Source organism: Mesobacterium pallidum (assembly GCF_019966535.1).
Taxonomy (GTDB): Bacteria; Pseudomonadota; Alphaproteobacteria; order Rhodobacterales; family Rhodobacteraceae; genus Mesobacterium; species Mesobacterium pallidum.
The window spans coordinates 1-15,033 of sequence record NZ_JAIMID010000004.1 but is presented as its reverse complement, the minus strand read 5'-3'; the positions used below and the strand labels follow the sequence as shown (position 1 = coordinate 15,033).

At 66.6% G+C, this 15,033-nt stretch carries 12 protein-coding genes and 1 tRNA gene; 8 read left to right on the top strand and 5 right to left on the bottom strand.

Annotated features, from left to right (window positions below):
* The first annotated feature begins 50 nt into the window (after window positions 1–50).
* A complete protein-coding gene (locus MF270_RS07185; RefSeq protein ID WP_238365196.1) occupies window positions 51–611 on the top strand; it encodes a lipid-binding SYLF domain-containing protein in 561 nt (186 codons plus the stop codon).
* Between the two features lie 136 nt (window positions 612–747).
* On the opposite strand, the gene MF270_RS07180 is transcribed toward MF270_RS07185, so the two are convergent.
* Window positions 748–993, bottom strand: a complete 246-nt coding sequence (locus MF270_RS07180) for an usg protein (protein ID WP_238365516.1) — start codon at window positions 991–993, stop codon at window positions 748–750.
* Between the two features lie 216 nt (window positions 994–1,209).
* Between MF270_RS07180 and gyrA the strand changes: the two genes are divergently transcribed.
* A complete protein-coding gene (gene gyrA, locus MF270_RS07175; protein WP_238365195.1) occupies window positions 1,210–3,954 on the top strand; it encodes a DNA gyrase subunit A in 2,745 nt (914 codons plus the stop codon).
* A 127-nt stretch (window positions 3,955–4,081) separates the two neighbouring features.
* The gene (locus tag MF270_RS07170; protein WP_238365515.1) at window positions 4,082–4,432 is read left to right on the top strand and encodes a DUF6614 family protein; all 351 of its coding nucleotides are present in this window, start codon (window positions 4,082–4,084) and stop codon (window positions 4,430–4,432) included.
* Between the two features lie 95 nt (window positions 4,433–4,527).
* On the opposite strand, the gene MF270_RS07165 is transcribed toward MF270_RS07170, so the two are convergent.
* The 4 genes from MF270_RS07165 to MF270_RS07150 are packed head-to-tail and all read right to left on the bottom strand — an operon-like array spanning window position 4,528 to window position 10,019.
* Window positions 4,528–6,003 (bottom strand): carboxypeptidase M32, encoded by a 1,476-nt coding sequence (locus MF270_RS07165; RefSeq protein WP_238365194.1) that lies wholly within the window; start codon window positions 6,001–6,003, stop codon window positions 4,528–4,530.
* A gap of 1 nt (window position 6,004) precedes the next feature.
* A complete protein-coding gene (gene ctaA / locus MF270_RS07160; RefSeq protein ID WP_238365193.1) occupies window positions 6,005–7,144 on the bottom strand; it encodes a heme A synthase in 1,140 nt (379 codons plus the stop codon).
* Between the two features lie 57 nt (window positions 7,145–7,201).
* Window positions 7,202–7,933 carry an RNA methyltransferase gene (locus tag MF270_RS07155; RefSeq protein ID WP_238365192.1) on the bottom strand — a complete coding sequence of 244 codons (732 nt, stop codon included), beginning with the start codon at window positions 7,931–7,933 and terminating at the stop codon, window positions 7,202–7,204.
* Between the two features lie 52 nt (window positions 7,934–7,985).
* Window positions 7,986–10,019: a ComEC/Rec2 family competence protein gene (locus MF270_RS07150; protein WP_238365191.1), complete on the bottom strand. Its 2,034-nt coding sequence runs from the start codon at window positions 10,017–10,019 to the stop codon at window positions 7,986–7,988.
* A gap of 115 nt (window positions 10,020–10,134) precedes the next feature.
* Here MF270_RS07150 and gltX point away from each other — a divergent pair, with 115 nt between their 5' ends.
* From gltX to MF270_RS07125, 5 genes are all read left to right on the top strand, one after another.
* Complete coding sequence (gene gltX, locus MF270_RS07145) at window positions 10,135–11,553, top strand: glutamate--tRNA ligase (RefSeq protein WP_238365190.1); 1,419 nt, start codon at window positions 10,135–10,137, stop codon at window positions 11,551–11,553.
* 81 nt (window positions 11,554–11,634) lie between these two features.
* Window positions 11,635–12,933, top strand: a complete 1,299-nt coding sequence (gene gltA, locus MF270_RS07140; protein ID WP_238365189.1) for a citrate synthase — start codon at window positions 11,635–11,637, stop codon at window positions 12,931–12,933.
* 360 nt (window positions 12,934–13,293) lie between these two features.
* Entirely contained in the window at window positions 13,294–14,343 is a 1,050-nt protein-coding gene (locus MF270_RS07135) for a hypothetical protein (RefSeq protein WP_238365188.1), read from the top strand.
* Window positions 14,344–14,555: 212 nt separating this feature from the next.
* Window positions 14,556–14,645: transfer RNA gene (locus tag MF270_RS07130), tRNA-Ser, on the top strand.
* A gap of 40 nt (window positions 14,646–14,685) precedes the next feature.
* Complete coding sequence (locus MF270_RS07125; RefSeq protein ID WP_238365187.1) at window positions 14,686–14,997, top strand: hypothetical protein; 312 nt, start codon at window positions 14,686–14,688, stop codon at window positions 14,995–14,997.
* Window positions 14,998–15,033 lie beyond the last annotated feature (36 nt).

The following is a 15,033-nucleotide window of genomic DNA, read 5'->3' as shown; positions in this document are numbered from 1 at the left end:
GAACCGGCCGGACACAGGCCGGGCAGGACACGAGCAACGAGAGCAGACCCATGACCCATATGACAAGACGGGCCGTCACCCTGATGGGGCTGGCGGCGGCAGGTACGACGGCCGCCTGCGGCAACGGCTTTGGCGGCGGCAATGCCGCGCAGATCGACGCGCGGGTGCAATCCACCCTTGGCCAGCTTTACGCGCAATACCCCTCGGCGAGCCAGGTCGCCGCGAAGGCGACCGGCGTTCTGGTGATGCCGCTGATCACCGAGGCCGGCCTGGGCATCGGCGGCGGCTACGGCCGTGGCGCGCTGCTGATCGACGGGGCGACGGTCGATTACTACTCGGCCGCCAAGGGCAACATCGGGCTGCAGATCGGCGCGCAGCAATATAGCCACGTGCTGTTCTTCATGACCGACGATGCGCTTCTGAACTTCCGCCGCTCGCCCGGCTGGGCCGCGGGCGCGGACGTGGAATATGCCGTGCCCACCGAGGGCGGCGCGCTGGCGACCGAGACGACCACGGCGCTCGCGCCGGTCATCGCCTTTCTCTTCGGCCAGGCCGGCCTGCGGATCGGCGCGACGCTCGAGGGGACGAAGTACACGCGGATCATTCCCTGATCCGCGCAGCGCCGGCGGGTCGGCCCGTCGGGGCAATCCCCACATGCAGGGTCAAGTGGGGGGCAGCCCCCACACCCCCGGAGTTTACGGGCACAATGAAGACCGGATCGGGGGCCGCGCGGCCCCCGTCCCCGCGTCAGTGGTAGCGGAATTCGCCGACCACCTGGCGCCATTCGCCGGGCGAGACCATCTTGCGATGGGTGAAGCGCACCGAATGCAGCGGCCCTTCGATGCTGTCTTGCCAGAACTCGATGAAGGAAAAGAGCTTCTTGTGATCCGGCGCCAGATCGTAATCCTGCCAGATGTAGCTGTTCAGCACGTTGCGGTAATCGGGCATGCGGTAGAAGAATTCCGCCGTGGTCAGCCCGTATCCGCGCAGCATCAATTCCGTTTCGCTTGTCACGAAAGACACTCCTTGTTCGTTGCTCGTAACGTCATGATGCGACACGGGATTTAATTTTCAACAAAAACAGTGTGTTGGCACTGTCGGAGGCTGGCTGCCAACCGGGGGCGGGATCGGCCATTGCACCCCATATCGTGGCTCTGATATACCTCTGCCAACCAGATATAGTATGACGCAGAGAGCAGGTATCCAGACGTGAGTGATACGCCGGAAACCCCTGAAAACGAAGGGGAAAAGCCGCCCAGAAGCAGCTGGGGCGGCCCCACGATTTCGATCTCGGCCGAGATGAAGACCAGCTATCTCGACTACGCCATGAGCGTGATCGTCAGCCGGGCCATTCCCGACCTGCGCGATGGCCTAAAACCTGTGCACCGGCGCATCCTCTACGCCATGCACGAGACCTCGAACACCCACGACAAGCCCTACCGCAAGTCCGCGCGCCCGGTCGGCGACGTGATGGGGAAATACCACCCCCACGGGGATTCGGCGATCTACGACGCGCTGGTGCGGATGGCGCAGGATTTTTCCATGTCGCTTCCGCTGCTGGACGGCCAGGGCAACTTCGGCTCGATGGACGGCGATAACGCGGCCGCCATGCGCTACACCGAGGTGCGCATGGACAAGCCGGCCGCCTACATGCTGTCGGATATCGACAAGGAAACCGTCGATTTCCAGGACAACTATGATGGCAAGGACCGCGAGCCCACGGTCCTGCCCGCGCGCTTCCCGAACATGCTGGTCAACGGCGCGGGCGGCATCGCCGTCGGCATGGCGACCAATATCCCGCCGCATAACTTGGGTGAGGTCATCGATGCCTGCCTCGCGCTGATCGCCGAGCCGGACCTGAGCTCGGAGCAGCTGATCGAGTACATCCCCGGCCCCGATTTCCCCACGGGCGGCCTCATGCTGGGCCGGTCGGGCGCACGCAAGGCGTACCTGGAGGGGCGCGGCAGCGTCATCATCCGCGCCAAGACCCGCGTGGAAGAGATCCGCAAGGACCGCTATGCCATCGTGCTGGACGAGATCCCCTACCAGGTGAACAAGGCCTCGATGATCGAGAAGATCGCCGAGGCCGCCCGCGACAAGAAGATCGAGGGCATCACCCATGTGCAGGACGAGAGCGACCGCAACGGCGTGCGCGTGGTGGTCGAGCTCAAGCGCGATGCCACCGCCGAGGTGGTGCTGAACCAGCTGTTCCGCTTCACGCCGATGCAGACCTCGTTCGGCTGCAACATGCTGGCGCTGAACGGCGGCAAGCCCGAGCAACTGACGCTGCGGCGCTTCCTGACCTCCTTCCTCGATTTCCGCGAAGAGGTCGTGGCCCGCCGCACCGCCTATCTGCTGCGCAAGGCGCGGGAGCGGAGCCATATCCTTTGTGGTCTCGCCGTCGCCGTCAGCAACGTGGACGAGGTGGTCGCGACCATCCGCGCCTCGGCCGATGCCGCCGAAGCCCGCGAGAAGCTGATGGAACGGCGCTGGCCGGCGGAAGAGATCGCGCCCTTCATCCGACTGATCGACGATCCGACCCACACGATGAACGACGACGGGACATACAACCTTTCGGAAACGCAGACCCGTGCCATCCTCGACTTGCGCCTGCAACGCCTGACCCAGCTGGGCGTCAAGGAAGTGACGGACGAGCTGGAAGAGCTGGCGGGCAAGATCAAGGACTACCTCGCCATCCTCGCCAGCCGCGAGCGGATCATGCAGATCATCTCGGACGAGCTGACCGAGGTGAAGGAGCTGTTCGCCGTCCCCCGCCGCACCGAGATCGTCGACTGGTCGGGCGATATGGAAGACGAGGACCTGATCGAGCGCGAGGACATGGTCGTCACCGTGACCCAGTCGGGCTGGATCAAGCGCACCGCGCTGGCCGATTTCCGCGCGCAGAAGCGGGGCGGCAAGGGGCTGTCGGGCATGGCGACCAAGGATGACGACGTGGTCACCACGTTGTTCGTCGCCAATACCCATACGCAGCTGCTGTTCTTCACCACCGACGGCATGGTCTACAAGCTGAAGACCTGGCGCCTGCCGCTGGGCGGCCGGACCGCGCGGGGCAAGGCGATCGTCAACATCCTGCCGATCCCGACGGGCGTGTCGATCGCGGCCATCATGCCGGTGGACCGGGACGAAAAGGACTGGGACGATCTGCAGATCGTCTTTGCGACGTCGAAGGGCTCCGTCCGCCGCAACCGACTGTCGGATTTCACCAATGTCATGCGCAACGGCAAGATCGCGATGAAGTTCGAGGGCGAGGACGAGAACACGCGTCTCATCAACGCGCGCATCTGCTCCGAGGATGACGACGTCATGCTGGTGACCAATGCTGGCCGGGCGATCCGCTTCCCGGTGCCGGATGTGCGGGTCTTCAACTCGCGCGCCTCGACCGGGGTGCGGGGGATCAAGCTGTCCAACGGTGACGAGGTGGTGTCGATGTCCGTCATCCGGCATTTCGACGCGACCTCGGACGAACGGGCCAGCTATCTCAAGATGCGCCGCGCGATGGCCGGGCTCGCCGACGATGCCGAGGCCTCGGACGAGGAAGAGGGCGACGCCAACGCCGCCCTGCCGCAGGAGCGCTATGCCGAGATGTCGGCGGCCGAGAACCTGATCCTGACCATCACGGCGCAGGGCCTGGGCAAGCTGTCGTCCTCGCACGACTACCCGGTGCGCGGACGCGGCGGCATGGGCGTCACGGCCTGGGAAAAGACCATGCGCGGCGGCGAGATCATCGCCTCCTTCCCGGTCGAGATGGACGACCAGATCATGCTGGCGACCTCCAAGGGCCAGTCGATCCGCGTGCCGGTGGACGGGATCTCGTTCCGCTCGCGCTCGGCCGGCGGGGTCAAGGTGTTCAACACCGGCAAGGGCGAAGAGGTCGTGTCCGTGGCCTGGATCGCCGACCAGGGCGACGAGGACGACGCGGTCCCCGAAAGCTGAGCCTTTCGGTCATGGAATTGCAGGCGGCCCCGGAGCGATCCGGGGCCGTTTTGTGTTCCGGGGCGCGTTAATCGAACGGCAAGGGCTTGGTGGCAGCATGGCCTCTGCCATGGGAGCGGAGCCGCCGATGAACCTCTATTGCTGCACGATCGACCTCAAGGACGATGCCAAGGCGCTGGCCTTTGCCCATGCGCTCGACGAATGGATGGGCCTGCTGATGGAGCGGAAGGTGATCCTTGACTGGCAGCTCTACCGGCGCAAGCTGAACCTCGCAGACGGGCTTTACCGCGATTTCATGCTGCAGATCGCGGTAAAGGACCTGGCGCAACTGGACGCCGCCTTCCGCGTCTCGGGCGAGGATGACGATGCGATCAGCACCCGCTACCGGTCGGTGCACGGGCTGATCAAGCACGTGGATTTCGGGCTCTACCGCCCCTTCCCCGACCCCGAGCGGGTGGAACGGATGGGGCTGCTCTGACCCCTGCCAAAGCAGATTGTTCTGACGAACAATCTGCGGTGCCGGGCACCCGGCCCCAAGATTTTTCGTCGAAAAATCTTGGGGCTCACGCGGTGTCAAAGGTCGTAAAGCGCGGTGAACTTCGCCTCGATGTAATCGAGCAGCGGCGCCTCAGTCGGCGCGCCGCCGGTCGCGCGGGTGATGACGTCGCGCGGCGTGTAGAGTCCGCCGTGCTGCTGCACCGCATTGCGCAGCCAACCCGTCGCGCCCGAAGTGTCGCCCGCCGCCAGCTGCGCGTCGAGGTCCGGCACCGCCTGTCGCAGCGACGCATGCAGGCAGCCAGCATAGACATTGCCCAGCGAATAGGTCGGGAAATAGCCGAAAAGCCCCAGCGACCAGTGCACGTCCTGCAACACGCCGTTGGATGCCTTGTCCACCGCATAGCCGAAATCGGCGAGGAAGCGGAGGTTCCACGCCTCTTCCATGTCCGCCGCTTCCAGCCGGCCGGCCATCAGCTGGCGTTCAAGGTCGAAGCGCAGCAGGACGTGCAGGTTGTACTGGATCTCGTCCGCCTCGGTGCGGATGTAGTTCTGCGTCACCCGGTTGACCGCCTTGAAGAACGCCTCCGGCCCCTCGAGGCCCAGGTCACCAAAGACCTCGGTCATGCGGCCATGCAACCAGGCAGCAAAGGCGCGGCTTCGGCCCAGCTGGTTCTCGTAGATCCGGCTTTGGCTTTCATGCACGCCCATGGACACGCCCTGCCCCAGCGGGGTCAGCAGGTAGGCCTGGTCGATGCTCTGCTCATAGCTCGCGTGGCCGACCTCGTGAATGGTCGAATAGATGCAGTTGAACGGGTCATGCGGCGCCGTGCGCGTGGTGATCCGCACGTCGTTGCCAGACCCCGAGCTGAACGGGTGCACCGCCTTGTCGACCCGCCCGCGCGCCATGTCGTAGCCGAAGGTCTTGGCGATCTCGCGCGTCAGCTTCATCTGCGCGGCCTCGTCGAAGGTCCCCGTGAGAACCGGCGCCGGCGTCGCGCCCAGCACCTTGTCGCGCAGGGCCACCAGCCGGGGCCGCATCGCGCCGAACATCGCCTCGAGCTGGGCCGCCGTCGCCTCGGGCTCGTAGCCGTCGAGCAGCGCGTCGTAGACGTCTCCGCCATCCGCGAGCGCCGCGCCCTGCTCGCGCTTCAGCTTCACCACCTCGGCCAGGACGGGGGCGAAGGCGGCGAAATCGTCCTCGGCCCGGGCGGCGGCCCATTTGCCCTGGCTCAGCGCCGTGACCCGCGCCACCTCGGAGGCGAGTTTCGCCGGCACCTTCTGCTGTTTCTCGAAATCACGGCGGATGTGGCGCAGGTTGGCGCGGCCCACCTCGTCCAGCGCGGCCTCGTCCACCGCCCCCAGCCAGTCGCCGATGCGCGGATCGGTGCGGCGGGCGTGCAGGACGGATTCCAGCGCCGCGACCTCTTCGCCGCGCTGTTCGGCCGCGCCGCGCGGCATCATCGTCTCCTGGTCCCAGCCCAGCCGGCCGGCGACCTGCGCCAGTGCCTCGGTCTCGCGCTGGAACGCCATCAGGTCGGTATATGCTGTCATTTCAGCCTCTTACGGATTGGGCCGGCGGATAGGCCGCCAGGAAACGGGCGCGCAGGATCAGCACCCACAGAACGACGGCGCCCAGCTGGTGCAGCAGCCCCAGCGCCAACGGCGCGGAATAGAGCACGGTGACGATGCCCAGCACGACCTGCACGCACATCATCGCCAGCACGGCGTTGAAGCCGAAGCGCACCGCCGGAGAGGCCGAGCGCCGCCCGCGCGTCCAGGCGAAAATCCCGAAGGCGAACAGCGCATAGCCCACCATCCGGTGCCAGAACTGCACGAAGCCGTCGTTCTCGAAGAAGTTCCGCCACCACGGCGTCATGTCGAAGAAATCGGGCGGCAGGAAGCCCCCGGCCATCAGCGGCCAGTCGGTGTAACCCCGCCCGGCGTCGATGCCCGCGACGAGCGCGCCGATGAGGATTTGCAGAAAGGCGAAGTGCATGAGGCCGGTGCCCATGCCGAACGCCTTGCGGTCGCGATGGCGACGGGCCTGCATCAGCTCGCGCTCCGCCCGGCCCAGTTCGAACACGTACCAGGCGATGAAGCCGAGGATGACGAAGGCAAGGCCAAGATGCGTGGCCAGGCGATAGCTTTGGACGTCCACGCGGTCTCCGACCAGGCCCGAGGAGACCATCCACCAGCCGATCGCGCCCTGCAGCCCGCCAAGCGCGCCGATCCACAGCAGCTTGCGGGTCCAGCCGGTCGGGATCTGCCGCGCCAGCGCGAAACCGACGAAACCCAGCGCCCAGACAAGGCCGATCACCCGGCCCAGCTGGCGATGGCCCCATTCCCACCAGAAGATGAACTTGAACTCTTCCAGCGACATGCCGGCGTTCTGGTTCAGGTATTCGGGGCTTTGGCGGTAGAGCTCGAACTCGGCAGCCCAGGCTTCGGCCCCCATCGGCGGCAGCGCGCCCGAGATCGGTTTCCATTCGGTGATCGAGAGCCCGCTGTCGGTCAGCCGGGTCAACCCGCCCACGGCGATCATCGCGAAGACCATGGCGAACAGCACCATCAACCAGATGCGGATCGCCCCGCGCGCGCCGCGCCGGCCCTTGTCGATCATGCCGCCCTGGGGCTCTGGCTTGCGGGTCTCGGTCCCGACCTCTTCGAAGATGCTGCGTTTGCCTGCGGCCATGGCCTGCCTCCTGTTCGTCGGGCGGAGATTAGGCCCCGCCCCGCCCGCCTTCAAGGTTCAGCCCCGGTCCTTCCAGCGGACCATCTGCCGCATCATCCCGTGCAGCATGCGCACGTCGGCCTGGGTCAGGGGCATACGGCTCCACATGTTGCGCAGGTTCTGCTTCATGCTCTGCGCCTTGTGGTCCGGGAAAAAGAAACCGGCGTCGTCCAGCCTCTCCTCGTAATGGCTGACCAGCGCCTCGATCTCTTCGCCGTTGGCCCAGTCGGTGCCGGCCATCTCGGTGACCTGCGGCGGGGTCTCGTCCGCACCGCGCCGCCATTCATAGGCGGTCAGCAGCACGCATTGCGCGAGGTTGAGAGAGGCGAAGTCCGGGTTCACCGGCACGGTGATGATCGCGTTGGCACGGCTGATGTCGTCGTTCTCGAGCCCCGCGCGTTCGGGGCCGAAGAGAACCGCGATCTTCTCGCCGTTGGCGATGCGCTGGCGGGCGTCCCGCATCGCGCCCTCGGGGGTGAAGACCGGCTTGGTCAGGTCGCGCGAGCGGGCGGTCGTGGCGTAGGTATAGGTGCGGTCGGCCAGCGCTCCGGGCAGGTCCTCGGCGATCTGCGCCTCGTCCAAGAGCCGCCCTGCGCCCGAGGCCATGGCGACGGCCTTCTGGTTCGGCCAGCCGTCGCGCGGCGCCACGATGCGCATCCGGTCGAGGCCGAAGTTCCACATGGCGCGGGCGGCGGCACCGATGTTTTCGCCCATCTGCGGACGGACGAGGACGAAGGCGGGTTGCGACATGGGCGGCTCCGGGATTGGGGTCGCGCCCTCTTACTGCGGGACGCGGCCCGCCTCAACCCGGGGACCAGAGGCGGCGGCCAGTGCGGTCGCGCGCGGTGATGACGCGGCCGTCCCGGATCGCGAGGCTGCCGGTTTCGCGCAGGCGGTCGGGGTCGTAGACCTCGCATCCGGCGAACTCGGCCGCGACCGAGGCGACGATGACGTCGCCGGGCCCGCATCCGGGGAAGGCCGCGACGGCGCGTTTGCCCGACAGGTGGACGATGCGCCCCGTGCCCGTCGGGTAGGACCAGACCAGCCCGGCGGGCGCGGCGGCACGGGCGGCGGCGTCCTGTTGCCAGGCGCGGTCGCCGTCGTTCTCCAGCCAGACCGAGGCGACAAAGCCCGCGCCTTTCGCCCGGCTCAGCGCGCGGCCGTCTTCCGTCATGACGCCGACCAGCGTGCCGCCTTCGGCCACCAGCACCTCGGGCCGTTCGGCCAGGGGCCAGAGCGCCAGGGCAAGCGCGGCGGGGGCGAGGCCGGCCAGCCGACTGCGCCCGGGCCAGAGCACCAGCCAGAGCGCGCCCAGGCTCAGCAGCGGCAGCACCCATGGCCCCGGCGCGGGGATCGCCATGACCGCGCCTTCGACGCCGGCGGCCCAATGGGCAACCGACAGGATCCAGCCCGTCCCCTGCCCCATGACCCAGAGCGGCGCGGCCTCGAGCCCGACCGGCATGGCCAGCAGCGCCACGACGCCCGCGGGGATCACGATGGTGCCCATGAGAGGCACCGATGCAAGATTCGCGATCAGCCCGTACTTGACCATGATGTTGAAATGCGCGGCCGCAAAGGGCGCTGTCGCCAGCCCCGCCACGCCCGAGGAAATCACCACGGCCATCACCGGCCGCGTCCATTTCGGCAGGCGCCAGGCATCCTGCGGCCGGTCGCGCAGGACCGAAAAGACCGCCACCAGCGCCGTGGTGGCGGCGAATGACATCTGGAAGCCGGGGCCCAGCAGCGCCTCGGGCCGGAACGCGAGGATGAGGGTGGCGGCGATGGCCACGGCGCGCAGCGAGATGGCCCGCCGATCGGCCAGGATCGCGCCAAGCGCCACGGCCACCATGACATAGGCGCGCTGGGTCGCGACGTTGCCGCCCGAGAGCGCGAGGTAGCCTGCCCCCGCCGCCAGTGCGACCAGCGCGGCGATCTTGCGCCGCCGCCAGCCGGGGGGCGAGACGGTCAGCGCCAGCCGCGTCGCGGCAAAGACGAAGCCCGCCAGCAGCCCCATGTGCAGGCCCGAGATCGCCAGCAGATGCGCCAGGTTCGACTCGCGCAGGTCCGTCAGCACGTCCTGGCTGACGGTGGACCGGTCGCCGGTCAGCAGCGCCGCCGCCATGGCCCCGCGCTGGCCCGGCAGGGCCGTGGTGATGCGGGTCGCCAGCGCCATGCGGGCGCGGCCCAGCCAGGCGCCCTCGGGCGCGGGGGCGAGGGCCACGACCGGGTCACGCGTGTAGCCGACACCGCCCAGCGACAGGAACCAGGCGTGGCGGCGGAAATCGAAGCCGCCGGGCTCGACCGGGCCTCCCGGGGGCGACAGGTGCCCGGTGAGGCCGATGAGCTGGCCGGGGATCAGCGGCACGCGCGGCTCGGGCCCATGCAGCGAGACGCGGACATGGGTGGGTGTGCGATCCGGGGCGAGGTCCTCAAGCACCACCGCGTCCAACATCAGCCGCACCGCGTCCGAGGCCGAGCGGTCGACGGCCACGATGCGCCCCTCGATCGGGCCGAAGTAGCGGAAGGTCAGCACCGGCGCGGCCTTCACGTGCGTGCGCGCACCGGCCAGCGCAAAGCCCCCCACCAGCAGCACAGGCACCCAGAGCGCCACCGCCAGCACCGGCCCGGCCCGCCAGGCCGCCCAGAACCCGCCCACCAAGGCCACGAAGCCAAGACAGCCAAGCAGCCAGACCGGCGGCTCGACCCGCAGGGAAAAGAACGCCGCCACCCCCAGCCCCATCAGGACCGGGACGAAGGGGAACAGCTGCCCCCGCTTTTCCAGCACGCCCGCCGCGATCCGCGCGCGCAACCCGGCAGGCCCCATTGGCGGCCCCATGCTTGCCCCCATCTGCGCGCTGTGCTTAATCACGCGCGTACCTAGATACCCCTCCGTAGACCCTCCGTGGTTACCGAAAGGTTAACGGCCGCGGTGACCGAAAGGCGAAATTCCCATGTCCGAGACCGTCGTCACCCGATTTGCCCCCTCGCCCACCGGCTACCTGCACATCGGCGGCGCGCGCACCGCGCTGTTCAACTGGCTCTATGCCCGCGGCCGCGGCGGCCGGTTCCTACTGCGGATCGAGGATACGGACCACGAGCGATCCACGCCAGCCGCGACGCAGGCGATCCTGGACGGGATGACATGGCTTGGCCTCGACCATGACGGAGAGGTGGTCAGCCAGGCCGCCCGCGCGGATCGCCATGCCGAGGTCGCAAACCAGCTGCTGGCCGAGGGCAAGGCCTACAAGTGCTTTTCGACGCAGGAAGAAATCCAGGCCTTCCGCGACCAGGCCCGCGAAGAGAAGCGCTCGACCCTGTTCCAGAGCCCCTGGCGCGACGCCGACCCCGCGACCCACCCGAATGCGCCCTTTGCCGTGCGCATCAAGGCGCCGCGCGATGGCGCGACGGTGATCGCCGACCAGGTGCAGGGCGACGTCACCATCCGCAACGACCAGCTCGACGACATGATCCTGCTGCGCTCGGACGGCACGCCCGTCTACATGCTGGCCGTGGTGGTGGACGATCACGACATGGGCGTGACCCACGTGATCCGCGGCGACGATCACCTCAACAACGCCGCCCGCCAGCAGATGATCTACGACGCGATGGGCTGGGACATCCCGGTCTGGGCGCATATCCCGCTGATCCACGGCCCCGACGGCAAGAAGCTGTCGAAACGCCACGGTGCGCTTGGCGTCGAGGAATACCAGAAGCTGGGCTACCCCGCCGCCGGCATGCGCAACTACCTGGCCCGGCTGGGTTGGAGCCATGGCGACGACGAGTTCTTTACCGATACGCAGGCGCAGGCGTGGTTCGACCTGGGCGGGATCGGCAAATCGCCCGCCCGCTTCGACTTCAAGAAGCTGGAAAACCTCTGCGGGCAGCACATGGCGGTCATGGAGGATGCTGCAGTGCTGCAAGAATGGGCAGATTACCTTGCGGCAACAGGGCAGGACATACCGTCTTCGGCCCAGATGACCCGGATGGAGCAGGCCATCGGTTTTCTCAAGTCCTCGGCCAAGACTTACCCGCAACTGATTGACAAGGCGGCTTTTCTACTGAACGATCGCCCCATCGAGCCGGACGAGAAATCGGCCCGGTCGCTCGACACGGTATCCATTGGTATACTATCTGAATTGACGCCGCAGTTGCAAAATGTTAGCTGGACGCGCACCGATCTGGAGACCATCCTGAACGGCGTGGCCGAGGCGCATGGCATCGGCTTTGGCAAGCTGGCCGCGCCGATGCGCGCCGCCCTCGCCGGTCGTGCGGCCACGCCCAGCGTCTTCGACATGATGCTGGTGCTCGGACGGGACGAAACGCTCGCCCGCCTCGACGACGCGATTTCTCGCGCCGGACAGACGGGTTAACCACCCGGCAGGTATTGTCGGGGTAACGAAGGCCACCGCGCAGTCCGCGCACGGCAAAACGGAGAGAATGAGGGGACCATCATGACCAATGACGCGAAGACTGCGACGCTGACCCTTGACGGTGCGACCTACGAGTTGCCCGTGTACAGCCCCAGCGCGGGGCCGGATGTGATCGACATCCGCAAGCTCTATGGCCAGGCGGGCGTCTTCACCTACGACCCCGGCTTCACCTCGACCGCGGCCTGCGACAGCACCATCACCTTCATCGACGGCGAGGAAGGCGTGCTGCTGCACCGCGGCTACCCGATCGACCAGCTGGCCGGCAAGTCGCATTACCTCGAGGTCTGCTACCTGCTGCTCTACGGCCACCTGCCCACCGCATCCGAGCTGGAGAAATTCGAGGCGACGGTCACCCGCCATACGATGATCCACGAGCAGATGATGAACTTTTTCCGTGGCTTCCGCCGGGACGCGCATCCGATGGCTGTCATGGTGGGCGTGGTCGGGGCCATGTCGGCCTTCTACCACGACAGCACCGACATCAGCGACCCGCGCCAGCGCGAGATCGCGTCGCACCGCCTGATCGCCAAGATGCCGACCATCGCGGCCATGGCCTACAAGTACTCGGTCGGTCAGCCCTTCGTGTACCCGCGCAATGACCTCGATTACGCCGGGAACTTCCTGCACATGTGCTTCTCGGTCCCGGCCGAGGAATACCACGTGGACCCGATCCTGAGCCGCGCGATGGACCGGATCTTTACCCTGCACGCCGACCACGAGCAGAACGCCTCGACCTCGACCGTGCGGCTGGCCTCGTCCTCGGGCGCCAACCCCTTTGCCTGCATCGCGGCCGGCATCGCCTGCCTCTGGGGGCCTGCCCATGGCGGCGCCAACCAGGCCTGCCTCGAGATGCTCAAGGAAATCGGCACCGTCGACAAGATCCCCGAGTACATCAAAAAGGCCAAGGACAAGAACGATCCGTTCCGCCTGATGGGCTTCGGCCACCGGGTCTACAAGAACATGGACCCGCGCGCGACGGTGATGAAGCAGTCGGCCGACGAGGTGCTCGAGCTGATGGGCGTCGAGGACAACCCGCTGCTGCAGGTCGCCAAGGAGCTCGAAGCGATCGCGCTGTCGGACCCCTACTTCAAGGAAAAGAAGCTGTTCCCGAACGTGGACTTCTATTCCGGGATCATCCTCGAGGCGATGGGCTTCCCCACCTCGATGTTCACGCCGATCTTCGCCCTGTCGCGGACCGTCGGCTGGATCTCCCAGTGGAAAGAGCAGCTTGCCGATCCGCAGATGAAGATCGGCCGCCCCCGCCAGCTTTACCTTGGCGAGAAGATGCGCGACTACACGGATATCGAAACCCGCGGCTGACCGGCCCCGGATGAACCCATCGCAAAGGCCCGCCCGTTTCGGCGGGCCTTTTGCTTTGGATAAATGCGGCAACATCGGGGGCTTTTCCGAAAATTGGAAACAATGCCTGCGGTTCCGGTACGAAAGACGCCTTATTCCCGCCCCAAGTCAACCAATGGCGGGACGAAGGCGGCCGTAACTTAATTATATATCTTTCAAATACTTGCTCACTTCCCCAACCCGGAATCCGCCTTGGTTTCCGGAATGCGAACGCTCCGTTTCGCCACAATTGGGCCAAGGTCTTTGCAATCTTTTGCCTCCGAGGCGATTCCGGGACCATGGGGCACACCAAGACGCATTCTTACCTTTAGGGGACAATCCATGACTGCCATCACCGACACCATTCCCGACGAGCTGACGACGATCGCGCCCAAGCAGACGATCGTGTTCGAGACCACCTCCGGGGATTGCCCGCTCACGATCACGCTGCAGGACAATGGTGACGGCAGCATCTTCTGCCAGATCGCGCCGACCGATCCCGAGCAGGACATGCCGGACATCGACGGCCTGCTGTTCGACATGAACGACGACGACACGCTGGTGAACATCGGCATCTACGGCGGCCAGGTCACCGATTCCGGCTTTCAGGCCGACGGGTTCGACAGCCTGCCCGACGGCACCGACGCCGGCGGCACCTACGACGCCTTCGTCACCTTCGGCACCGAGGGGTCTGGCACCGAGGGCAACGTGGCCGTGGGCAACTTCACCCTCTGGGACGACAGCGGCAACCCGCTTTCGCTCGAGGATTTCAAGGGCGCCGACCTGTCGGTCATCGTGAACTGCGACACCGAAGAGGACACCGGCGGGGACGATGGCGGCTCGGGCTGCGACTGGTCCTGGGGTGACTGGTCCTGGGGCAACTGGGGCGACAAGGACGACGACGATGACTCCCACGACTGGTGGTCCTGGGGCGACGACGACAAGGACGACGGTCACGACTGGTCCTGGGGCAGCTGGGGCGATGACGACAAGGACGACACAGGCTCGTGCAGCTGGTCCTGGGGCGACAGTTGGTCCTGGGGCGACAAGGAAGACGACAGCCACCACGACGACGGCGGCTCGTCCTGGGGCGACCACAGCTGGTCCTGGAGCGGCTGGTCCTGGGGTGACGACAAGGATGACGGCCACGACAGCGGCTGGGGCGATGACGACAAGGATGACGGCCACGACAGCGGCTGGGGCGATGACGACAAGGACGACGGCCACGACTGGCCCTGGAGCGGCTGGGGCGACGACGACAAGGACGACGGCGGCTCGGACTGGAACGACTGGTGGTCCAAGGACGACGAGGAAGAAGAGGACGACTCGAGCTGCGACAACTCCGATGATGACGGCGGCTGGAGCTGGGGAAGCTGGAGCTTCTGGGGCTGATCCCGCGCCAGGTCGGCCCATGATCGGACCACCCCGCCCCTCGGCGGGGTGTTTCGCGTTTCGCTCCCGGCGCCGCGGGCCCGAGGCGCAAGGCGTCAGCCGGACGACTTTCTTCGAGCGTTTTCAGGTTATTGGAACATATGTCCACGACGGCCACGTTTTCTGAACTTTCGCCTTGTGAAACCGCCAAGAGCCGCGCTATACGCGTCGGCGGAGACGTGGCCGAGTGGTCGAAGGCGCTCCCCTGCTAAGGGAGTAGGCGGGAAACCGTCTCGAGGGTTCGAATCCCTTCGTCTCCGCCATTTCACCTAAGGCATTGATGCCAAAGGCGAAAATCGAGCGATGTCCAACAAGCCGTTGTCCATGATGGACCACACGAACACGGCTGAAGGCATGCACTACCTTCGACAACCTCGTGGACCCGGAACCGGATGGGTTTTCCGCGCGCAGAACCGCGCAAGCCAACCGCTGCTGATCCTGGCCTGCGGGCTGGTCATCGACGCACGGATCCTGCTGGTCATCGTCATGCTTGTCCGGGCCAACCAGAACGCCCCGTCCTCCGCGGAGCAGCTCACCCGGACGCTGCGCGCCAGGACCGTGCGGCTGGAAAAGGGTAACCACCCGGTTGCTACCGCCTGCCGGATTTCGCTGTGAGGCCCTAAGACACGTGCATAGCGACGTCGCAAACGA

What these genes read in the sequence shown, in the direction of transcription:
- MF270_RS07185 (WP_238365196.1), top strand. Translation starts at nt 51, where the DNA reads ATGACCCATATGACAAGACGGGCCGTCACCCTGATGGGGCTGGCGGCG.
- MF270_RS07180 (WP_238365516.1), bottom strand. Translation starts at nt 993, where the DNA reads ATGCTGCGCGGATACGGGCTGACCACGGCGGAATTCTTCTACCGCATG.
- MF270_RS07170 (WP_238365515.1), top strand. Translation starts at nt 4,082, where the DNA reads ATGAACCTCTATTGCTGCACGATCGACCTCAAGGACGATGCCAAGGCG.
- MF270_RS07165 (WP_238365194.1), bottom strand. Translation starts at nt 6,003, where the DNA reads ATGACAGCATATACCGACCTGATGGCGTTCCAGCGCGAGACCGAGGCA.
- ctaA (WP_238365193.1), bottom strand. Translation starts at nt 7,144, where the DNA reads ATGGCCGCAGGCAAACGCAGCATCTTCGAAGAGGTCGGGACCGAGACC.
- MF270_RS07155 (WP_238365192.1), bottom strand. Translation starts at nt 7,933, where the DNA reads ATGTCGCAACCCGCCTTCGTCCTCGTCCGTCCGCAGATGGGCGAAAAC.
- MF270_RS07150 (WP_238365191.1), bottom strand. Translation starts at nt 10,019, where the DNA reads ATGGGGCCGCCAATGGGGCCTGCCGGGTTGCGCGCGCGGATCGCGGCG.
- gltX (WP_238365190.1), top strand. Translation starts at nt 10,135, where the DNA reads ATGTCCGAGACCGTCGTCACCCGATTTGCCCCCTCGCCCACCGGCTAC.
- gltA (WP_238365189.1), top strand. Translation starts at nt 11,635, where the DNA reads ATGACCAATGACGCGAAGACTGCGACGCTGACCCTTGACGGTGCGACC.
- MF270_RS07135 (WP_238365188.1), top strand. Translation starts at nt 13,294, where the DNA reads ATGACTGCCATCACCGACACCATTCCCGACGAGCTGACGACGATCGCG.
- MF270_RS07125 (WP_238365187.1), top strand. Translation starts at nt 14,686, where the DNA reads ATGTCCAACAAGCCGTTGTCCATGATGGACCACACGAACACGGCTGAA.